This is a genomic window from Nocardioides renjunii, assembly GCF_034661175.1.
GTDB classification, from domain to species: Bacteria; Actinomycetota; Actinomycetes; order Propionibacteriales; family Nocardioidaceae; genus Nocardioides; species Nocardioides renjunii.
In genome coordinates this window covers 68,472-89,047 of record NZ_CP141058.1, presented here as the reverse complement: position 1 = coordinate 89,047, position 20,576 = coordinate 68,472, and the positions used below count along the sequence as shown (strand labels likewise).

General features: G+C 74.0%; 20 protein-coding genes and 1 tRNA gene. 13 read left to right on the top strand and 8 right to left on the bottom strand.

What is annotated here, in order from left to right; all coding sequences use genetic code 11:
• The first annotated feature begins 19 nt into the window (after positions 1–19).
• From selA to ppgK, 3 genes are all read left to right on the top strand, one after another.
• Positions 20–1,321 carry an L-seryl-tRNA(Sec) selenium transferase gene (selA, locus tag SHK17_RS00360; RefSeq protein WP_322920696.1) on the top strand — a complete coding sequence of 434 codons (1,302 nt, stop codon included), beginning with the start codon at positions 20–22 and terminating at the stop codon, positions 1,319–1,321.
• Positions 1,321–3,057 carry a selenocysteine-specific translation elongation factor gene (selB, locus tag SHK17_RS00355; protein ID WP_322920694.1) on the top strand — a complete coding sequence of 579 codons (1,737 nt, stop codon included), beginning with the start codon at positions 1,321–1,323 and terminating at the stop codon, positions 3,055–3,057. The genes selA and selB overlap by 1 nt, the downstream gene beginning before the upstream one ends.
• 111 nt (positions 3,058–3,168) lie before the next feature.
• Positions 3,169–3,924 (top strand): polyphosphate--glucose phosphotransferase, encoded by a 756-nt coding sequence (gene ppgK / locus SHK17_RS00350; protein ID WP_322920693.1) that lies wholly within the window; start codon positions 3,169–3,171, stop codon positions 3,922–3,924.
• Between the two features lie 9 nt (positions 3,925–3,933).
• On the opposite strand, the gene SHK17_RS00345 is transcribed toward ppgK, so the two are convergent.
• Positions 3,934–4,392, bottom strand: coding sequence for a MarR family winged helix-turn-helix transcriptional regulator (locus SHK17_RS00345; RefSeq protein WP_322920692.1), 459 nt, complete (start codon positions 4,390–4,392; stop codon positions 3,934–3,936).
• Between the two features lie 105 nt (positions 4,393–4,497).
• On the opposite strand from SHK17_RS00345, the gene SHK17_RS00340 reads away from it, so the two are divergent.
• Complete coding sequence (locus tag SHK17_RS00340) at positions 4,498–6,618, top strand: MMPL family transporter (protein ID WP_322920691.1); 2,121 nt, start codon at positions 4,498–4,500, stop codon at positions 6,616–6,618.
• 308 nt (positions 6,619–6,926) lie between these two features.
• On the opposite strand, the gene SHK17_RS00335 is transcribed toward SHK17_RS00340, so the two are convergent.
• On the bottom strand, positions 6,927–8,306 hold the full coding sequence (locus SHK17_RS00335; RefSeq protein WP_322423719.1) for an NAD-dependent malic enzyme: 1,380 nt from the start codon (positions 8,304–8,306) through the stop codon (positions 6,927–6,929).
• Positions 8,307–8,445: 139 nt separating this feature from the next.
• On the opposite strand from SHK17_RS00335, the gene SHK17_RS00330 reads away from it, so the two are divergent.
• The 4 genes from SHK17_RS00330 to SHK17_RS00315 all read left to right on the top strand — a co-directional run bounded on the left by SHK17_RS00330 (position 8,446) and on the right by SHK17_RS00315 (position 11,287).
• Positions 8,446–9,012, top strand: coding sequence for a potassium channel family protein (locus SHK17_RS00330; protein ID WP_322920690.1), 567 nt, complete (start codon positions 8,446–8,448; stop codon positions 9,010–9,012).
• Positions 9,009–9,413 (top strand): hypothetical protein, encoded by a 405-nt coding sequence (locus SHK17_RS00325; RefSeq protein WP_253943033.1) that lies wholly within the window; start codon positions 9,009–9,011, stop codon positions 9,411–9,413. The genes SHK17_RS00330 and SHK17_RS00325 overlap by 4 nt, the downstream gene beginning before the upstream one ends.
• A 79-nt stretch (positions 9,414–9,492) precedes the next feature.
• Complete coding sequence (locus SHK17_RS00320) at positions 9,493–9,951, top strand: DUF350 domain-containing protein (protein WP_172268454.1); 459 nt, start codon at positions 9,493–9,495, stop codon at positions 9,949–9,951.
• A 58-nt stretch (positions 9,952–10,009) separates the two neighbouring features.
• Positions 10,010–11,287 (top strand): glutathionylspermidine synthase family protein, encoded by a 1,278-nt coding sequence (locus SHK17_RS00315; RefSeq protein WP_322423716.1) that lies wholly within the window; start codon positions 10,010–10,012, stop codon positions 11,285–11,287.
• Here SHK17_RS00315 and SHK17_RS00310 read toward each other — a convergent pair.
• The 4 genes from SHK17_RS00310 to SHK17_RS00295 are packed head-to-tail and all read right to left on the bottom strand — an operon-like array spanning position 11,284 to position 13,749.
• Positions 11,284–12,309 carry a hypothetical protein gene (locus SHK17_RS00310; RefSeq protein WP_322920689.1) on the bottom strand — a complete coding sequence of 342 codons (1,026 nt, stop codon included), beginning with the start codon at positions 12,307–12,309 and terminating at the stop codon, positions 11,284–11,286. The two genes, SHK17_RS00315 and SHK17_RS00310, sit on opposite strands and share 4 nt — an antisense overlap.
• On the bottom strand, positions 12,306–12,794 hold the full coding sequence (locus SHK17_RS00305; protein WP_172268445.1) for a glutathione peroxidase: 489 nt from the start codon (positions 12,792–12,794) through the stop codon (positions 12,306–12,308). Before SHK17_RS00305 ends, SHK17_RS00310 begins: the two co-directional genes overlap by 4 nt.
• A complete protein-coding gene (locus SHK17_RS00300; protein WP_322920688.1) occupies positions 12,791–13,426 on the bottom strand; it encodes a nitroreductase family protein in 636 nt (211 codons plus the stop codon). The genes SHK17_RS00305 and SHK17_RS00300 overlap by 4 nt, the downstream gene beginning before the upstream one ends.
• A 26-nt stretch (positions 13,427–13,452) precedes the next feature.
• The gene (locus SHK17_RS00295; protein ID WP_322920687.1) at positions 13,453–13,749 is read right to left on the bottom strand and encodes a hypothetical protein; all 297 of its coding nucleotides are present in this window, start codon (positions 13,747–13,749) and stop codon (positions 13,453–13,455) included.
• Between the two features lie 106 nt (positions 13,750–13,855).
• Here SHK17_RS00295 and SHK17_RS00290 point away from each other — a divergent pair, with 106 nt between their 5' ends.
• A complete protein-coding gene (locus SHK17_RS00290; protein ID WP_322920686.1) occupies positions 13,856–16,048 on the top strand; it encodes a glycoside hydrolase family 15 protein in 2,193 nt (730 codons plus the stop codon).
• Positions 16,049–16,243: 195 nt separating this feature from the next.
• Positions 16,244–17,014, top strand: a complete 771-nt coding sequence (locus SHK17_RS00285) for a DeoR/GlpR family DNA-binding transcription regulator (RefSeq protein ID WP_322920685.1) — start codon at positions 16,244–16,246, stop codon at positions 17,012–17,014.
• A gap of 24 nt (positions 17,015–17,038) precedes the next feature.
• Here SHK17_RS00285 and SHK17_RS00280 read toward each other — a convergent pair whose 3' ends face one another.
• Both SHK17_RS00280 and SHK17_RS00275 read right to left on the bottom strand, forming a co-directional pair.
• Positions 17,039–17,716 carry an NUDIX domain-containing protein gene (locus SHK17_RS00280; protein WP_322920684.1) on the bottom strand — a complete coding sequence of 226 codons (678 nt, stop codon included), beginning with the start codon at positions 17,714–17,716 and terminating at the stop codon, positions 17,039–17,041.
• A gap of 111 nt (positions 17,717–17,827) precedes the next feature.
• Positions 17,828–17,913 (bottom strand) — tRNA-Leu (locus tag SHK17_RS00275).
• A 221-nt stretch (positions 17,914–18,134) separates the two neighbouring features.
• Between SHK17_RS00275 and SHK17_RS00270 the strand changes: the two genes are divergently transcribed.
• The 3 genes from SHK17_RS00270 to SHK17_RS00260 are packed head-to-tail and all read left to right on the top strand — an operon-like array spanning position 18,135 to position 20,576.
• Positions 18,135–18,851: an FhaA domain-containing protein gene (locus SHK17_RS00270; RefSeq protein WP_172268427.1), complete on the top strand. Its 717-nt coding sequence runs from the start codon at positions 18,135–18,137 to the stop codon at positions 18,849–18,851.
• Complete coding sequence (locus SHK17_RS00265; RefSeq protein WP_322920682.1) at positions 18,844–19,329, top strand: FHA domain-containing protein FhaB/FipA; 486 nt, start codon at positions 18,844–18,846, stop codon at positions 19,327–19,329. Before SHK17_RS00270 ends, SHK17_RS00265 begins: the two co-directional genes overlap by 8 nt.
• The gene (locus SHK17_RS00260; RefSeq protein ID WP_322920680.1) at positions 19,329–20,576 is read left to right on the top strand and encodes a PP2C family protein-serine/threonine phosphatase; all 1,248 of its coding nucleotides are present in this window, start codon (positions 19,329–19,331) and stop codon (positions 20,574–20,576) included. The genes SHK17_RS00265 and SHK17_RS00260 overlap by 1 nt, the downstream gene beginning before the upstream one ends.

The following is a 20,576-nucleotide window of genomic DNA, read 5'->3' as shown; positions in this document are numbered from 1 at the left end:
CGTGAGCACGGGAGGGTGTGTGGCGGATCCGAGACGGGCCGTTCCGCGCACCGACCTGCTCCTCGCCGATCCGCGGCTGCGCGAGGCGGCCGACCGGCTCGGGCCCGACCTCGTCAAGGCCGCGGTCGTGGCCGCCCAGGACCGGTGCCGCGCCGGTGAGGTCGCTCCCGACGACGTGGCCGACGCGGCCGTGGCGTCCCTCCCGGCCGGTGCCGCGTCGATGCGCCGGGTGCTCAACGCGACGGGCGTCCTGGTCCACACCAACCTCGGCCGGGCACCGCTCTCCGCGGCGGCGGTCGAGGCGGTGCGCACGGCCGCCGGCCCCACCGACGTCGAGCTCGACCTGGCGACCGGCCGGCGCGGGCGACGGGGGCGCGGCGCTCTCGCGGCGCTGGCCGCCCGGGTCCCGGCGGCCGGTGGCGTGCACGTGGTCAACAACGGCGCGGCCGCACTGGCGCTGGTCACCCGCGTCCTGTGCCGCGACGGCGGCAGCGTCGTCATCGCGCGCGGCGAGCTGGTCGAGATCGGCGACGGCTTCCGGATCCCCGAGCTGATGGAGTCCGTCGGGGCCCGGCTGCGCGAGGTCGGGACCACCAACCGGGTGCGCCTGGCCGACTACGCCGCCGCGGTCGACGACGACACCGCGTTCGTGCTCAAAGTGCACCCGTCCAACTTCACCGTCCGGGGCTTCACCTCGTCGGTGGACGTGCGCGAGCTGGCGACCCTCGGGGCGACCGTGGTCGCCGACATCGGCTCCGGCCTGCTCGCGCCGCACCCCCGCCTGCCCGACGAGCCGGACGCCGCCACCGCGCTGCGGGCCGGCGCCGACCTCGTCACCGCCTCGGGCGACAAGCTCCTGGGCGGGCCGCAGGCCGGACTGCTGCTGGGCCGCGCCGACCTCGTGGAGCGACTCCGGCGCGACCCGTTCGCCCGCGCGCTGCGGGTGGACAAGCTGACCCTCGCCGCGCTGGAGGCGACGCTGGCCGGACCGGTGCCGCCCGTCCCGGCCGCGCTGGCGCGGGACGTGGCGGTCCTGCGGCAGCGTGCGGAGGCGGTCGTGGCCGGGCTCCCTGCCGGGCTGGGAGCGGCGGTCGTCGACACCCGCGCCGCCGTCGGTGGCGGCGGTGCCCCCGACGTGGTGCTGCCCAGCGTCGCGGTCGCGCTCCCCGAGGAGCTCGCGCTGCCGCTGCGCACCGGCGAGCCGCCCGTGGTGGGCCGGGTCGAGCGCGGCCGGCTGCTCCTCGACCTGCTCGCCGTCCCGCCCGAGGAGGACGACGACCTCGCCGACGCCGTGCGACGCGTGGCCGGCGAGCCGGTCTGATGCACGTCGTCGCCACCGCCGGCCACGTCGACCACGGGAAGTCCACCCTGGTCGAGGCGCTCACCGGGACCCACCCCGACCGCCTCGACGAGGAGCGGCGCCGCGGCCTCACGATCGAGCTGGGCTACTGCTGGACCGAGTGGGCCGACGTCGGCGAGGTGGCCTTCGTCGACGTGCCCGGCCACGAGCGCTTCCTCACCACCATGCTCGCGGGCGTGGGCCCGGTGCCGGCGGCGCTGCTCGTCGTCGCGGCGGACGACCCGTGGATGCCGCAGGCGGCCGAGCACCTCGCGGCGCTCGACGCGCTGGGCGTGCGGCACGCCGTCGTGGCGGTCACCCGCTCCGACCTCGCCGACCCCACCGCGGCGCTCGCGCGGGCGTCCGCCGAGGTCGCGCGGACCGGGCTCGCGGGCGCGCCGGTCCTGCCGGTGAGCGCCCGCACCGGCCAGGGCCTCGACGACCTCCGCTCCGCGCTCGCGGCGATGGTGGCCGCGCTGCCCGCACCCGACCCGGCCTCCGACGTGCGGCTGTGGGTCGACCGCCGGTTCGCGGTCCGCGGCAGCGGCACCGTGGTCACCGGCACCCTGCCCGCCGGCACGGTCCGGCCCGGCGACTCCCTGGCCGTGGGCGAGGAGGTGCTGCGGGTCCGCGGCGTGCAAGCGCTGGGCCGCGACCGGGCCGAGGTCAGCGGGGTCGCCCGCGTCGCCCTCAACGTCTCCGGCCGCACCGACGCGCTCGAGCGCGGCAGCGCGCTCGTCACGCCCGACGCCTGGCACCACACCCGCGTGGTCGACGTACGCCTGACCGGCTTCGGCGAGCCGCCCACCGCCCCGATGCTGCACGTGGGAGCGGCCGACGTGACGACCCACTGCCGCCCGCTCGGCGACTCCTTCGTGCGGCTCACCCTCGACCGCGCGCTGCCGCTCCGCGTCGGCGACCGGGCGGTGCTGCGCGACCCGGGCCGCCGGCTGCTGTGGGGCGCCGACGTGCTGGACCCCGACCCGCCGCGGCTGCGGCGCCGTGGGGCCGCCGTACGACGCGCGCGGCAGCTGGCCACCGGCTCGCCCGGGCTGGCCGGCGAGCTCGAGCGCCGTGGGCTGGTGCACGCCGACCGGCTGCGTCGCCTGGGGATCGCCCGCGAGGACGCCGGCCAGCTCGAGGTCGGCCCCTGGCTGGTCTCCCCCGCGCTGGCGCGGGCCCTCGCCGAGCGGGTGCCGTCGCTGGTGGAGGAGCACGCCCGCGCCCACCCGCTCGACCCCGGCGTCCCGCTGGCCGTGCTCGCCACGCGGCTGCGGCTGCCCTCGCCCGAGCTCGTCCGCGCGGTGGTGCGGGCGCCGCTGCGCATCACCGACGGGCGGGTGGTCGCCCCGGGTGGCGGCGGCCTGCCCGAGGCCGTGCAGCGCGGCGTCGACGCCGTACGACGCGACCTGGCGTCCGCGGCGTTCGCGGCGCCGACCGCCGACCGGTTGCGCGAGCTCGGCCTCGACGAGCGGGTCCTCGGCGCGGCGGAGCGGGCCGGGCTCCTGCGGCGCCTCGGCAGCGGGATCGTGCTGCTGCCGGACGCCCCCGACCGGGCGGTGCACCTGCTGGGGACGCTCGACCAGCCGTTCACCACCAGCGCGGCACGCGAGCGGCTGGGCACCACGCGCCGCGTCGTCCTGCCGCTGCTCGAGCACCTCGACCGCGCCGGCCGCACCCGACGGCTGCCGGACGACCGGCGTGAGGTCGTCGGCTGACCCGCACCGGGCCGCGTCGGTCGACACGGAGGCTCTCTCGGTCAGGTGCCGGATCTCACCGGCGTGTCGCCCCCGTCACACCTGCGCTGGGCTGCCGATAGGTTGTGCGCCATGGAGCACCCCTTCGGCATCGACTTCGGCGGCACCGGCATCAAGGGCGCGCCCGTCGACCTCGCGATCGGCGACTTCGCACACGGCCGGGTCCGCATCGACACGCCCAAGCCGGCCACCCCGCAGGCCGTGGCCGGGGTGTTCGGCCAGATCATCGGCAACTTCGAGGCGGCGACGACCCCGGTCGGGGTGACGGTGCCGGGCATCGTGCGCCGCGGCGTGGTGATGTCGGCCGCCAACATCGACAAGTCCTGGATCGGCGAGGACGCCGACGCGATCTTCACCGAGGCCCTCGGCCGCGAGGTCCACGTCGTCAACGACGCGGACGCCGCCGGTCTGGCCGAGGCGGAGTACGGCGCCGCGAAGGGCCGCAAGGGCCTGGTCATGGTCATCACGCTCGGCACCGGCATCGGCTCCGCGCTGATCTGGGACGGCCAGCTCGTGCCCAACTCCGAGATGGGCCACCTCGAGATCGACGGGGAGGTCGCGGAGGTCCGCGCCGCGACGAGCGCCCGCGAGCGCGAGGGGCTGTCCTGGCAGGACTGGTCCGTGCGGCTCACCACCTACTTCCGCCACCTCGAGCGCCTCTTCACCCCCGACCTGTTCGTGGTCGGCGGTGGGGTGAGCAAGTCGTGGGAGAAGTTCGGCCACCTCATCCAGGTCGACACCGAGATGGTGCCGGCCACCCTGCAGAACCGGGCCGGCATCGTCGGCGCCGCGCTCGTCGCGCACCGCAAGGCCGGCCAGGAGGACTGACCGGTCGGGTCAGCCCTCCAGCACCTGCTCGAACGCCTTGACGGCTCCCCGCAGGTAGCGCTCGACGACCGCGCGCTCCTCGTCGGTGAACCCCCGGTCGAGCCGGTCGAGGGAGACGAACATCGGCAGCAGGTGGGAGACCACCTCGCGCCGGCCGGAGTCGGTCAGCACCAGCTCCGTGCGCCGGCGGTCCGCGGCGTGCGGGCGCCGCTCGACGTGCCCGCGCGAGACCAGGCGGTCCACGATGCCGGTCGCCGCGGCCGTGGACACCTCGAGCCGGCGGGCGACCTCGGCCGGCCCGATCTGCTCGCGGCTCAGGTGCTCGAGCGTCACCAGCTCCGTGTCGGTGATGCCGGCCCGCCGGGCGACCACGTGGTTGACCCGGGCGCCCGTGCTGACCAGGTCGCGCAGGGCGGTGAGCGCACCGGACTCGTCCCAGCCGGGGCGGGGCTCCTGGGGTGCGGTCACGGCTGGTCCTCCTCGGGCGATGCGTCAGGGCTTGCGAGTCCGCAGGAAGATCGCTAACTTACTTAGCAATCTACCTCGTGAACCACCTGATCGTAAGGACCTCTCGTGCCCGGTCACCAGTCCCCTGCTCCCGCCCGCGTCATCGCGGGGCGTCGTACGGCGTGGGTCGTGGCCCTCGTCCCGCTGTTCCTGGCCATCGCCGCGATCCTCTTCGTGCCCGAGGGCGAGCGCGAGACCACGGCCACCGACACGCTGCCGGCCGGCGCCGACAGCACGCTGGCGGTCGAGCTCGCCGAGCAGCTGCCGGACGACGAGGGCCAGGTCGCCATCGTGCTCTGGACCGCCGACTCCGGTGAGCTCGACCAGGGCGCGCAGGGAGACCTGACCCAGCAGGCGGTCCGGCTGCTGTCGGAGGCCGGCGGCGGCCAGGGCGCGCCCGAGGGCGGCGGCCAGGGCGAGGCACCGGGCGGGCAGCAGGGTGGCGCAGGCCAGCAGTCCCCCCTCGTCGTCGCCGAGGACGGCACCGCCGCCTTCGTCGCGGTGCCGGTCACGTCGTCCTCGGCCACCGACAACATCGACCGGGTCGAGGAGCTGCGTGAGCAGCTGCGCGACGACGCGCCCGAGGGTGTCACGGTGGAGGTCACCGGGCCGGCCGGGATCCAGGCCGACATCGGCCAGGTCTTCGACGGTGCCGACATCCGGCTGCTCGGCGCCACGGCGGCCGTGGTGGCGATCCTGCTGATCATCACCTACCGCAGCCCGGTGCTGTGGCTGGTGCCGTTGACCGTCGTCGCCGTGGCCGACCGCTTCGCCGCGATCGCCGCCACCAACGTGCTGGAGCTGACCGGCCTCGCCTGGGACGAGTCGACGGTCGGGATCCTCAGCGTCCTGGTGTTCGGCGCGGGCACCGACTACGCCCTGCTGCTCATCTCGCGCTACCGCGACGAGCTGAAGACCACCGAGTCCCGCCACGTCGCGATGGCGCACGCCCTCACCCGCACCACCGAGGCGGTCCTCTCGAGCGCCACGACGGTCGTGCTCGGCGTGCTGACGCTCCTCCTCTCGGCCATCCCGACGACCCGCGGGCTCGGCGCCGCCTGCGCGGTCGGCATCGTCGTGGCGGCGACCTTCGCCCTGGTCGTGCTGCCTGCCGCCCTCGTGCTCTTCGGGCGCTGGGTGTTCTGGCCGCGCGTGCCCCACGTCGGCGACGCCGTCCTCGTCGACTCGCGCGGCGTGTGGCGCCGGGTGGGCGACGCCGTGGCACGACGTCCGCGCACCTTCGTCGTCGGCACCGTCGCCGGGCTGGCACTGCTGGCCGTCGGCACGACGTCCATCACGACCGGCCTCGACCCGGCCGACCAGTTCCTGCAGCGCCCCGAGGCCATCTCGGCGGCCGAGCGGCTCGGCGAGTCCTTCCCCGCCGGCACCAGCGACCCGGTCCAGGTGGTCACCCGGGACGACCCCGAGCAGGTGCTCGGCGTTGTCGAGGGCGTCGACGGCGTCGACTCCGCCCGCGTGACGACCAGCGGCGACGGCATCGCCCGCATCGACGCCGTACCCGACGCGGCGCCCGGCAGCGACTCCGCGCAGGACGTCGTCGTGGACGTCCGCGCGGCCGTGGCCGACTTCACCGACACCCACGTCGGCGGCGGTGACGCGGAGGCCCTCGACGCCAAGGACTACGCCGCGAGCGACCGGCTCACGATCCTCCCGCTCATCCTGCTGCTGGTGCTGGGTGCGCTCCTGCTGCTGCTCCGCTCGATCGTGGCGCCGCTGCTCCTGGTCGCCACCGTCGTCGGGACGTACGCCGCGAGCATGGGCGCGTCGTGGTGGCTGTTCCAGACGGTGTTCGGCTTCGAGGCGATGGACACCGGCGTGCCGCTGCTGGCGTTCCTGTTCCTCGTCGCGCTGGGCGTCGACTACAACATCTTCCTCGTCACCCGGGCCCGCGAGGAGGCGGCCGAGCACGGCACCCGCACCGGCATGCTGCGCGCCCTGACCGCCACCGGCGGGGTGATCACCAGCGCCGGCATCCTGCTCGCGGCGGTCTTCGCGGTGCTCGGCGTGCTGCCGCTCGTCGTGCTCGCCCAGCTCGGCGCGATCATCTTCGTCGGCGTGCTGCTCGACACCCTCGTGGTCCGCACCGTGCTCGTCCCGGCGCTCGCGCTGACCCTCGGCGAGACGTTCTGGTGGCCCCGGAAGGTACGGAGCGACACGGCGGGCTGAGACGCGCGGACGTCATGGCGGCGGGCGGCTCGGGCGACCGGCTGCGGTTTCCCCGCATATGCGGGGAAACCCGAACTTCTGGGGGCGTACACACCCCCACAAGCTCGCAAACGCCTCGAGGAGTTCGGCCCCAGCGGCTCTCCCGGACCAGCCACCACGCTTGCGGCGATCCGCGGGGACGTCATGGCGGAGGGCTGCCCCGGCGACCAGCACCCATGACGTCCCGGTACGACGTCAAGGCGGGCGGCGGCCCGGGCGACCGCCGCCCATGACGTCGCTCAGCAGCAAGCGCCCTCAGCAGAGAGCCCTCAGCCCTCCCGGCCGCTGATCGCCGACGCCACCCGCTTGGTCACGTCGGGGTGGAAGACGCTGGGGATGATGAAGGACGGGTGCAGCTCCTCGGGCTTCACCGTGTCGGCGATGGCCTGGGCCGCGCGGAGCAGCATGTCGATCGTCACCTCGTCGGCGCCGGCGTCGAGCAGGCCGCGGAAGACGCCGGGGAAGGCGAGGACGTTGTTGATCTGGTTGGGGTAGTCCGAGCGCCCCGAGGCCACGACGGCGGCGTACTTGTCGGCCTCGGCCGGGTCGATCTCCGGGTCGGGGTTGGCCAGGGCGAAGACCACCGGCTTGTCCGCCATCGTCGGCAGCCACTCGGGGTCGAGGATGCCCGGTGCGGAGACGCCGACGAAGACGTCGGCACCGACGAGCACGTCCTGCAGCGAGCCGGTGGCGCGGCGCGGGTTGGTGGCGGAGGCCAGCTCGGTGTGGGCGGCGGACAGCGACCCGTCGCCCTCGGCCAGCGCCCCCTCGCGGTCGACGACCACGACGTCCTGGGCGCCCGCGGCGAGCAGCAGCGTCACGATCGCCGTACCAGCGGCACCGGCGCCCGAGACCACGATCCGCACGTCGGTCAGCTGCTTGTCGACGCAGCGCAGCGCGTTGGTGAGGGCCGCCAGCACCACGATCGCGGTGCCGTGCTGGTCGTCGTGGAAGACCGGGATGTCGAGCGACTCGCGCAGCCGGGCCTCGATCTCGAAGCAACGGGGCGCGGCGATGTCCTCGAGGTTGATGCCGCCGAAGCCCGGGGCGATCATCTCGACCGCCCGGACGATCTCGTCGGTGTCCTGGCTGGCCAGGCAGATGGGCCACGCGTCGATGTCGGCGAAGCGCTTGAACAGCGCGGCCTTGCCCTCCATCACCGGCATCGCGGCGCCCGGGCCGATGTTGCCGAGGCCGAGCACCGCCGAGCCGTCGGTGACGACGGCGACGGAGTTGCCCTTGATGGTGAGCTTGCGGACGTCCTCGGGGTTGTCGTGGATCGCCATGGACACCCGGCCGACGCCCGGCGTGTAGGCCATCGAGAGGTCGTCACGGGTGCGCAGCGGCACCTTGGAGGTGACCTCGATCTTGCCGCCGAGGTGCAGCAGGAACGTCCGGTCGCTGACCTTGTGGACGGTCACGCCCTCCACCTCGGCGACCGAGGCGACGAGCTCCTGGCTGTGCGTGGCGTCCGCCGCGGAGCAGGTCACGTCGACGGTCAGGCGGTCGTGGCGCGAGTCGGCGACGTCGATCGCGGTCACCACCCCGCCGTTGCGCGCGATGGTCGTCGCGACGGCGCCGACGACGCTGTGGTCGGGAGCGGTGTACAACCGCATGGTGATCGAGTACGACGATGCGGTTGCTGCCATGCCCCAGACCCTCCCCCTCCGGCGGGGTTACGCACAAGTCACGTCGCGCACGGCCGGTCAGTAGGCTCGGAGTCGGCACGTGTGCCGACGCTCCCTCCGGGGAACCCGTAGTCCGGCCCGGAAGCGAACGGAGGGTGCCGTGGCAGAGACAGACGTCGACGAGGCGGACGCCGTCGTCGCGCGACGCGTGGGCTTCGTCACCCGACCCCTGCGGGCGCTGGTCAACGCGCCGCACCTGCTGGTCGTGCTGGTCCTCGCGATCTGGGTCGGCTGCTCGCTCACCTACTCCGCGCTCGAGGACAAGGGCCCGGTCGAGGGGCTGTGGTGGGGCATCGTGACCGGCTCGACCGTCGGCTACGGCGACTTCTACCCCGCGACCACGGCGGGCCGCGCGGTCGGCGCCGTCCTCATCGTGTCGATGCTCGTCTTCGTGCCGATCGCCATCGGCCACGTCATCGCCAACCTGGTGCACGACAAGGAGTCGCTCGCGGTGGCGACCGTGCTCGAGGACGTGCACGAGCGCATCGACCGCCTCGAGCACCTCACCCTCGCCTCGCTGGAGTCCCAGCACGGCCGCGAGTGGCTCGAGCAGCAGCTCGCGGCCTACGACGCCGCCGACGCGGCACGCACCGACGTCGCCGAGGAGATGCTCGCCATGTTCGCCCGCAAGAACGACCCCATGGACCCTTCCGGAGGACCACGATGACCACCGCAGCACGCCGGCCCGTACGCCGCCGCATGAGGTCCACGAGCGTCGCGCTCGGGATCACGGCGGTGATGGCGTCGAACCTGACCGGGTGCTCCTCCTCCAGCGCCGACTACGCCGCGGTGTGCGTCGACCCGGAGACCCAGGAGCGCGTCGACGACGACCAGTGCGACGACGACCGGGACTACAACGGGGCCGGCACCGGCTTCTTCTGGTACTACCTCGGCGCCCGCGCGCTCGTCCCGTCGATCGGCCAGACCGCGACGGGCGGCACCTTCCGCGGCAGCACCCTCAACGGGACCGTGCAGCGCGGCGGCCTCCCGACGACCGGCGGCTCGACCGTGAGGTCCAGCACCACCAAGGGCGGGTTCGGCGGCAGCAGCCGCGGCTTCGGCGGCTGACCCGCCGCCGCCCAGCCACCCCGACGCCCCGCACGCCCGACGTACGCCCTCCGGCCACCACCGCCCACCAGGAGAACCCGTGTCCGACCTGATCACCGCCCTGCTGCACGCCGTCGCGTACGCCCTCGTGGGCGGCGCGATGCTCGTCGTCGCCTACTACGTGCTCGACCTGGCCACCCCCGGCCACCTCGGCACCCACCTGCGCGGGGTCGACGAGAACGGTGTCGAGTCGGTGCACGCCCACTCCCGCTCGGCGGGCGTCGTCACGTCTGCCTGGCTGGTCTCCAACGCGCTGGTCATCTTCACCGCGATCTGGACCAATGGCGAGACCTCGCTCGGGTGGGCGCTGGGCTGGACGGTGTCCTTCGCGGTCCTGGGCATCGTGCTCAACACGGTGATGTTCTTCGCCGTCGAGGCGATCACGCCGGGCAACCTGCGCCGGATCGTCACCGAGCCCGGCCCGGTCCGTCCGCTGGCCTACGTCGCCGCGTCCGTCGCGCTGTCGGTCGGCGCCATCGTCTGCGCCAGCATCGCGTGAGCGGGTCCCCCGCCATGTGGTCCCCCGCCATGACGTCCCGCGTGCGGAGGGCCGCCTGATGTGGCGGCACCGCTCCCGCCCCCGCCCGGACTGGCGCACCACCGTCGTCGAGCAGGGCCTGGTCTTCCCGACCACGCCCCGGCCCGACGGCTCGGAGCTGCCCTACTGGAACGAGGAGGCGTGGTACGAGCTGACGATGGAGGAGGTCGAGCTCCTCGAGGCCGCCACCGAGGAGCTGTGGGAGATGTGCCTCCAGGCCGTCTCGCACATGGCCACGACGATGACCGACCAGCGCCTCGGCCTGCCCGCCGGCACGCTCGACGTGGTGCGACGCTCCATCGCCGACGGTGATCCCGCGCTCTACGCGCGCTTCGACCTCGCCTACGGCGCTGACGGCTCGGTCAAGATGCTCGAGATCAACGGCGACACCCCCACCGGCCTCGTGGAGACCGGCGTCATCCAGTGGCGCTGGATGGAGGACGTGATGCCGGAGATGGACCAGTGGAACTCCGTCCACGACCGCCTCGTCGCCGGCTGGCGCAAGCTGCGCCGCTCGGGCCACTTCCCGGGCCAGCAGCTGCACCTGCTCTACGACCTCGGCGAGGAGGACAGCTACGACGGCGGCGAGATGGAGATGACCGTCGGCTACCTCATGGACACCGCGGTCCAGGCCGGGTGGATCGCGCTCGCGCACCCGATGGCGGAGGTCGGCTGGAACCCCGACGCGCGCGAGTACCGCGACGTCCACGACGACCCGGTCCGCACCGCCTTCAAGCTCTACGCCTGGGAGCAGATGCTGGCCGAGCCGTTCGGCCGCTTCATCGTGGACCGGGCCGAGCGGATCCCGACGAAGTGGATCGAGCCGGCCTGGAAGGTGCTGCTCAGCACCAAGGCGCTGCTGCCGGTGCTCTGGGAGCTCTACCCGCGCCACCGCCTGCTGCTGCCGGCGTACTTCGACGAGCCGCGCGAGCTCGAGCGCTGGGTGGCCAAGCCGCTCCACGGCCGCGAGGGCGACAACATCCGGATCCACCTCGACGACATGCTCGAGGACGTGGTGATGCCCGGCGACTACGGCGCCGAGGGCTTCGTCTACCAGCAGTACACCGACCTGCCGAGCTTCGAGGGCAACCGCGTGGTGCTCGGGTCGTGGATCGTCGACGGCGAGGCGGCCGGGATGCTGGTGCGCGAGTCCGACGGGATGGTGACCGACTACTTCTCCCGGGTCGCACCGCACGTCATCAGCGACGGCCTCGCCCCCACCGAGGCGCAGGTCGCGCAGTGGCTCGCCGAGCGGGTCGGCCCGGACGCACCCACCCTGCCTGGGCAGGGGCGCTAGCGCACGACCGAGTCGGTGATCGTCCGGCTCGCGCCGAGGAAGAAGATCCCCGGGATCGTCTCGAAGCCCTCGCTCGGGTTGTCGGTCAGCATCGAGCCGCGCACCGTCAGGGTGCCGGTGCGGTCGTTGGAGACGAAGAAGATCGCGCCGCCGCCCTCGCGGGCGTGGTTGCCGGTGATCGTGGAGTCCTCGACCGTGAGGTGGATGGCGTCGCCGTCGAGGTAGATGGCACCGCCCGACCCGCCGCCGGGCGTCCCGGGTCGCGCCGGGTTGGCCCCGCGTCCGACGGCGCGGTTGTCGGAGAACGTCGAGGACACGACGCGCCACGAGACGCCGATGCTGCTCAGCGCGGAGCCGTTGCTGCACCGGCCGCCGGTGAAGCTCGAGCGGCGTACGACGACGGGGCGGTCGCGGTGCTGGTCGAGCACCCGGACGGCGCCGCCGCCGAGGTCGGGGCCGGTGGGGTCGCAGCGGTTGCCGGCGAACTGCGAGTCGACGATGCGCAGCCGGCCGCCGCGGACGAAGATCGCGCCGCCGCCCCCGCCGTCGGTGGTCTCACCGGTCGCGTCGCCGTCGACGAAGCGCATCCGCCTGACCACCAGCCGGGGCTCGGCCTGGTCGTTGCAGTGCGACGTCGTCCACACCTGCGCGCGGTCGCAGGTGTTCATGTAGAGGATGCGGCGCTGGCCCTGGCCGCTCAGGGTGACCAGGCCGCCGCCGTCGAGCACGACCTTTGCGGAGGTGTTGACCACCTTCGCGGTCTTCTTCATCGCGATCGTGACCGGCTGGGGTCCGCAGTCGAAGGCGACCACGCCGCCCTTCGCGACGGCGCGGACCACGGCCCGCGAGGTGCAGGAGGCGGGGGTGCCGGAGCCGACCACCGTGTCGGCCCGCCGGGTGGCCGGGGCGTCGACCCCGGCGCGGGTCTCGACACGGGTCTCGACGGCGCTCGCCGTCGCAGGAGCAACCAGGCCCGCGACCGCGGCCAGGACCGCAGCGGCGACGGCTCCGGCCCGGGTCACTGCCCCGCCCCGAGCGCCTTCTCGATGTCGTCGGCCAGCTTCTCCGGCTCCGTCGTCGGCGCGTAGCGCTCGATGACCTGCCCGTCGCGACCGACGAGGAACTTGGTGAAGTTCCACTTGATCTTGCTGCCGAGCATGCCGCCCTTGGAGTCCTTCAGCCAGCCGAACAGGGGGTGCTGGCCCGAGCCGTTGACCTCGACCTTGGCGAAGAGCGGGAAGGTGACCCCGAAGTTGCGCTCGCAGAAGTCCGAGATCTCCGCCTCGTCGCCGGGCTCCTGGCCGCCGAACTGGTCGCACGGGAAGCCGAGGACCACCAGGCCGCGCTCCGCGTAGGTGTCGCAGAGCTGCTGGAGCCCCTTGTACTGCCCGGTGAACCCGCACTGCGAGGCGGTGTTGACCACCAGCACGACCTTGCCGGCGTACTGCGAGAGGTCCGCGTCAGTCCCGTCGATGGCGACCGCCGAGAAGTCGGAGAGAGTAGTCATGACGCCGAGTCTGCCAGTCCGTCCGGGATCGGCAGCTCGCCGAAGCGGCCGCGGAAGGCCCACTCACCCAGCGGGCGCCGCACCCGGTCGCGGTGGTCGCGCGCCGCGGTGCGCTCGTCGACGTCGGCGGGGTCGCCCTGCACGCCGACGGCGATGCCGGTGAGCAGCCGGTGGGTGGGGGGTACGCCGAGCGCGTCGGCGAGCGCGTCGTGGTCGAAGCCGGCGAACTGGTGGGCGTGCAGCCCCATCGCGCGTGCCTGGAGGGTGAGGTGGGCCGCGGCCTGGCCGACGTCGTGCAGGGCGTAGTCGCTGTAGGCCGGGGCGTCCGGCTCGGCGCCGGTGCGGACGTGGGCCGCCGTCACGAAGACCACCGAGGCCCGCGGCACCCAGCCTGAGTTGCCCCGGCTGAGCGCGGCGACGAGCCGGTCGTGGTTGGCCGTGCCGGGCACGCACACGAAGAACAGCCACGGCTGGCTGTTGCCCGCGCTCGGCGCCCACTGGGCGGCGCGCAGCAGGGTCTCGACCTCCTCCGGGGTCAGCCGGTGGGAGTCGTCGTACACGCTCACGCTGAAGCGCGACCGCAGCGGCTCGGCGAGGTTCTCGGCGCCGGGCTGGGGGGCTTGGGGGGTCACCCGGCGAGTATCCCCGCCGCCCGTGATCACTCGTCGAGGGCGTCCAGCTCGGCCAGCGCGGACTCCCAGCGCTCGCGGCGCTCGGCGTCGCTCTGCTCCCACCAGGCGGTGCCGCGCTCGCCGAGGCCGACCTTGGCCAGCTGGGTGCGGTGCCGGGTGGCCGCCAGCTCCGCGTCGTCAGCGGCCGTGCGGACCCCTGAGCGTCCGCGCCCGAGGTGCGACTTGAGCCGGGCCAGATCGTCGTCGGGGATCGAGGGATCCGTGCGCCGCCAGCGCCGGCCGTCGACCACCAGCCACTTCTCGTCCTCGGTCGGCTCCTCCACGCCACCAGTCTGCTGCCGCGCCGCGTCCGGCTGGGCACCCGCCGGGGTGTGGCTGCGGCGTCCCGGGGCGAGTACGACGGGAGGAACCGACTCCCGGAGGCCCCCCATGCCCCTGCGCATCCTCACCGGCCCGACCGCCCTCGCCCTGGTGGCCACCGCCCTGGTCGCTCCGTCCTCCGCTGCTGCTGGTCCTGCCGTGGACGACGCGCCGGCGCGCGGGGCGAAGAGCCAGTGGACGGAGGCCGACAAGGCGGGGTTCGGCACCGCCCGGACCCGGCGGAGCAACGTCTGGTTCACGCTCCAGGACGGCCGGGTGAGCGAGGTCTTCCACCCCGACCTCTCCACGCCGAGCACCCGCAGCCTCGAGCTCGTGGTCACCGACGGGCGCTCGTTCACCGACCTGGAGACCGAGGACGTCGACGTCATCACGACCCGCCCCGACGAGCGGAGCCTCCGCTTCCGGCAGGTCGGCACCGCGACGTCCGGCCGCTACCGGATCACGAAGACCTTCGTCACCGACCCGCGGCGGGACGCGCTCGTCGTACGCGTCCGCCTGGAGTCCCTCGACGGCGGCCGCTACCGCCTGTACGCCGTCCACGACCCGGCGCTGGCCAACTCCGGCATGAACGACTCGGGCCGCTCGGGGCGGGACGGACTGGTGGCGACGGACCGCTCCGAGCCGGTCGCCTCCGCCCTCGTGTCCCGGCCGCGGTTCGGCCGCACCAGCACCGGTGTCCTCGGCCGCGACGACGGCTGGACCGACCTCGAGGGCGACCACCGCCTCGACGACGGCGGGCGCCGCGCCGGTCCCGGCAACGTCGTGCAGACCGGCCGGGTCAGCGGCATCACCGGCCTGCCGGGTGAGCAGCGCGCGACGCTGGTCCTCGGCTACGGCACCGACGGGCGCGACGCGCTGCGCACCGCCACGGCGACCGTGCGCTCCGGGGCCCGCGCGACCGCCGCGCGCTACGACCGCGGCTGGCACCGCTACGTCCGCTCGCTGAAGCGGATCCCCGACAGCGCGGCCGGCGTGCGGGCGCAGTACCTCGCCTCCGCGCTCGTCCTCGCCGCGGCGGAGGACAAGCTCAACCCGGGCGCACTGGTCGCGTCGCCGTCGGCCCCGTGGGTCTGGGGCGACGAGGTCAAGGACCTCTCCTCGCCGTCGGGCGCCTACCACCTGGTCTGGTCGCGCGACTCCTACCAGTTCGGCACCGCGCTGTGGGCGATGGGCGACACGGCGGCCGCGCGTCGGTCGGTCGACTGGCTCTTCGACGTCCAGCAGCAGCCCGACGGCTCCTTCCCGCAGAACTCCGACGTCGAGGGCACGCCGGTGTGGTCGGAGCTCCAGCTCGACGAGGTCGCGCTGCCGATCGTGCTGGCCCACCTCGTCGGCCGCGACGGCCCCCGCACCTACCGGGGCGTCAAGAGGGCGGCGAACTTCCTGGTGCGCTTCCGCGACGAGGAGACCGGCCGCCGGGCGCCGTACTCCCCGCAGGAGCGCTGGGAGAACCAGTCGGGCTACTCGCCCAACTCGATCGCCACCCAGGTCGCCGGCCTCGTCTGCGCCGCCGACATCGCCCGCCGCAACGGCGACCGGGCCTCGGCGCGGCGCTGGCTCCGGCTCGCCGACCGGTGGCACGCGAAGGTCAAGGACTGGACGGTCACCACGACCGGCCCGCTGAGCGAGGCGCCGTACTTCCTGCGCATCACCAAGGACGGCCGCCCGGACCGGGGCACGGAGTACGCGATCGGCGACGGCGGGCCGTCCGAGGTCGACCAGCGCCGCGTGGTCGACCCCAGCTTCCTCGACCTGGTGCGCCTGGGCCTGCTCCCTCCGGACGACCGCGACGTCGCCTCCACCCTCGCCGTCGTCGACGCCGACCTGCGCGTCGAGACGCCCAACGGCCCCTACTGGCACCGCTTCAGCTTCGACGGCTACGGCGAGACCCTCGACGGCGGGCAGTGGGAGATCACCGAGGACGACACCGGCACCACGCTGGGTCGCGCGTGGCCGCTGCTCAACGGCGAGCGCGGCGAGTACGCCGTCACCGCCGGCCAGGACGCGACGGTCCACCTCGCCGCCATGGCCGCGGCCGCCGGCACCAGCGACATGATCTCCGAGCAGGTCTGGGACGGTCGGGCGCCCACCGGCGAGGCGTGCTGCCCCGCCGGCGAGGGCACCCGCGCCGCGACCCCGCTCACCTGGTCGCACGCCGGGCTGGTGCGGCTGGCCTGGACGATGGAGCGCGGCACGCCGGTGGACCAGCCGGACGTGGTGGCGAGGCGCTACCTGCGCTGACGACCGTTCGCGGGAACGCGGAAGATCCGAGTCACCCGGTGGCTCGGATCTTCCGTGTTGTCCCGGCGGTCCCCGGATATCCGGTGACTCCAGACACCGGAGCCCCCGCCCCGTCCCGCCACCGCGCGCCACCGGCCGCCCGTGCGGGAGACTGACCCGCGAGGCACGGCGCCGGGCACGGATGGAAGGCAACGCATGCTGGTCGCACAACGGCGGGACTTCCTGCTCGCCCGCCTGCGGGACGAGGGGCGGGTCGTCGCCAAGGACGTCGCCGCGGAGCTCGGCGTCACCGAGGACGCCGTACGACGCGACCTGCGCGAGCTGGCCGCGGCCGGGCTGTGCCAGCGGGTCTACGGCGGCGCGCTGCCCGTCTCGCCGGCGGTCGGCGACTACGCCGCCCGGGGCAGCGTGGCGACCGACAGCAAGCGGCGCGTCGCGGCCGCCGCCGTGGCCCTGGTGCCGTCCGGGTCGACCGTGCTCCTCGACGGCGGCACGACCGCGCTGGAGGTGGCCCGGGCGCTCCCCGCGGACCTCGCTGTGACCGTGGTGACCCACAGCGTCACCGTCGCGGCGGCGCTGGTCGAGCACCCCACCGCCGAGGTGGTCGTGCTGGGTGGCCGGCTCTTCAAGCACTCCGCCGTCACGTCCGGGGCCGCGGCTGCCGAGGCCGCGGCGGCGGTGTCCGCCGACCTGTTCTTCCTCGGCGTCACGGGCGTGCACCCCGAGGCCGGGCTGACCACGGGCGATGCCGACGAGGCCGCGATGAAGCGGCTGCTCGCCGACCGCGCGGCCGAGACCTACGTGCTGGCGAGCGTGGAGAAGATGGGTGCCGCCTCCCCGTTCGGCGTGCTGGCCCTGGACCGGGTCGCCGGCGTCATCACCGACGCGCCGGCGGACTCCCGCACCGTGCGGGAGCTGGCGGCCCTCGGGGTGCCGGTGGTCGACGCCCGGGCCGGCTCCGGCTGATGGCCGGTTCCGCCTAATGGGCGGTCAGCGCCGAGCGAAGGGCCCCGACAGGACCGCCCACTGCAGCAGCAGCACGGTCTTGGCGTCGGCGATCTCGCCGCCCAGCCGGGCGAGCGCGTCGTCGACGTCGAGCTCGAGCACCTCGATGTCCTCCCCCTCGTCGGCCAGCCCGCCGCCGGCGCCGGTGCGGTCGGCCGGCGTGTAGGGAGCGGCGTAGAAGTGCAGGCGCTCGGTGACCGACCCGGGGCTCATCCAGAGGTCGAACACGGGTGTCACCTCCCCGACCGTGACCCCGAGCTCCTCCGCGGTCTCGCGGCGGATCGCCGTCAGCGGGTCGTCGTCGTCGAGCAGGCCCGCCGCGGTCTCGACGAACATGCCGTCGGGGTGCCCGTTGACGTAGACCGGGAACCGGAACTGCCGGGTCAGCAGCACCGTGCGCCGGTCGCGGTCGTGCAGGAGGATCGTGGCGCCGTTGCCCCGGTCGTACGTCTCCCGCTGCTGCGTGCTCCATCCTCCGCGCGAGTCGCGGTAGTCGAACGTCGTGCGCCGCAGCACGTGCCACCCGGCGGCCAGCAGCTCGACGTCGCGGACCACCACGTCGGGGTTGCCGCCGAGGTCGCGCCCGACCTGGTCGAGGCCGGTGCGGCCACGCGCGTCGGGGACGTCGATCCCGGGCCGGCCCCTCACGTCTGTCTGCTCCATGGTCGGAAGTGTACAGAAACGTGGACAAACGCGCATCAGCATTGATCGGCGATGTCGGCGCACCACCCCGGAGAACGACGAAGGCCCCGGGGTGACCCGGGGCCTTCGTGGTGGTGCGCGAGGGGGGATTTGAACCCCCACGCCCTTTCGGACACTGCGACCTGAACGCAGCGCGTCTGCCGTTCCGCCACTCGCGCGTGAAGCGGGGCTCAGGTTACCCCAAGCCCGCGGGACGCTCCCAATCGGCTGGCGGGCGTCGACGGAGCCACCCGTACGGCCGCCCACACGGCCATCCCCACGGCGGGGCGGTGCCCGCACCTGCCCGTACGCGGCCGGTACGGTTGGCCGCACCGACCGGGCGGTGGCTGATGCCTGCCCACCACGACGAGACGTCACCGCGAGGAGAGGAGGCCTGAGGATGAACCCCCTGCAACGCTTCGAGCAGCGGCTGGAGTCCGCCATCTCCGGGGTCTTCGCCCGCGCCTTCCGCAGCGCCGTGCAGCCGGTGGAGATCGCCGCCGCGCTGCAGCGCGAGTGCGACAACAACGCCCAGGTGCTCAGCCGCCAGCGACGCCTGGTGCCCAACGACTTCCACGTCGAGCTGTCGGCCACAGACCTCGAGCGCATCGTCGGCCTGGGCCGGGCGCTCGAGCAGGACCTCGTCGACCAGCTGCAGGACCACGCGGACGCCCAGGGCTACGTCTTCACCGGCCCGATCTCGATCGCCTTCGAGCCCGCCGAGGACCTCACCACCGGTCGCTTCCGGATCCGCAGCAAGGCGCAGGCGAGCGTGACCGACAACGACCACCGCACGCGCACCCGGTCCTCCCACGCCACGCTCGAGGTCAACGGGACCCGCCACCCGCTGCGCCCGCCCGGCCTGGTGATCGGCCGCGGCACCGAGGCCGACCTGCGCATCAACGACCCTGGCGTCAGCCGGCGCCACCTCGAGCTGGAGGTCAGCATCGACGGCGTCGAGGCGGTCGACCTCGGCTCGACCAACGGCATCCTGGTCGACGGCACCAAGGTCGCCCGCGCCCGCCTGCGCGACGGCTCGACGATCAAGATCGGGCACACCGAGATGACGGTTCGCATCGACGGCGGACGCGACGAGGCCGGGGGATGGAATGTCTGAGCTGACCCTGTTCCTCGTCCGCCTGGCCTTCCTGGCCATCCTCTGGATCTTCGTCCTCTCGGCGATCTCGGTGATCCGCTCCGACATGTTCGGCGCCCGGGTGCCCGAGACCGCGCGCGGTGGCGCGCCCGCGCCCTCCGGTCGCAAGTCCGGCAAGGCCCCCAAGGTTCGGAAGCCCCGCCGCGGCGCCCCCACCCACCTCCTCGTGGTCGACGGCGAGAACAGCGGCATCCGCGCCGAGCTGGCCGACGCGCCCCTCCTCATCGGTCGGGGCAGCGATGCAGCGATCAAGCTCGACGACGACTACGTCTCCACCCGCCACGCCCGGGTGGTGGCCAGCGGCGACGAGTGGTTCGTGGAGGACCTCGGCTCGACCAACGGCACCTACGTCGGCCCCGTCCGGATCACGCAGCCGACCACCATCGGCATCGGCACCCAGGTCCGCGTCGGCAAGACGATCCTGGAGCTGCGCAAGTGATGTACCTCCACTACTCGGCGATCTCGGACGTCGGGCGCGTACGCCGCGAGAACCAGGACAGCGGCTACGCCGGGCCCTGGCTCCTCACCGTCTGCGACGGCGTCGGCGGCGCCGTACGCGGTGACCTCGCCTCGAGCACCGCCGTCCAGGCGCTGCGCAAGCTCGACCAGGAGCCCGACGACGACATCCTCGGCCAGGTCGCCGGCGGCGTGCACCGTGCCGACGACCGGATCGCGGAGCTGGTGGAGGAGGACCCCGCCCTCAACGGCACCTCGACCACCGCGACCATCGCGCTCTTCGACGGCCGCCGCTTCGGGATCGGCCACATCGGCGACAGCCGGGCCTACCTCTACCGCCACGGCGAGCTGCGCCAGCTCACCCACGACCACACCTTCGTCCAGTCCCTCATCGACGAGGGCCGCATCACCGAGGAGCAGTCGCGGAGCCACCCGCACCGCAACCTCATCCTCAAGGCGCTCGACGGCATCCGCCACGAGGAGCCCGACCTGTTCGAGGTCCCGGCCGAGCCCGGCGACCGCATCTTCATCTGCAGCGACGGCGCCTGCGGCACGCTGAGCCCGGAGCGGATGGCTGACATCCTCTCGACCGGCACCCCCGACTTCGCCGCCGTCGAGATGGTGCGCGCCAGCCTCGAGGCCGGCAGCACCGACAACGTGACCTGCATCGTGGCCGACGTCGCCGAGGAGGCACCCGACGCGGACCTCCAGCCGCTGCTGGTGGGGGCGGCGGCCGACCTGCCGCGGCGGATGCCGCTCGGCGGCGCCGTCGGCGGCCTGTTCCGCGGGCACCGCTCCGGCGACACCGGCGAGATCCCGCCCGTGCCGGCCGACGTGCCGGCTGGAGCCTTCGCCGCCGACCCGATCGACCCCGAGGCCGCCCGCTACGCCCCGCGGCCCCCGGGCCGCTACGCGTGGCTGCGCCGGCTGCTGGTCGCCGCCATCCTGCTCGGCCTGGCCTGGGTCGTCCTCGCAGCGGGCTGGTCGTGGAGCCAGCAGCAGTTCTACGTCGCCGAGCACGACGGCCGGGTCGCGATCTTCCGCGGCATCGACGCCGACCTGCCCGGCCTCTCGCTGTCCCACCCCTACGAGCTCACCGACGTCGACCTCGACCTGCTCAGCGAGATCGACGCCGAAGCGGTGCGTGACGGCATCGAGTCCGACGACCTCGACGACGCCCGGCTGACCGTGGACAACTACGCGGCGCGCCAGGACGTCAGCTCGGAGTGA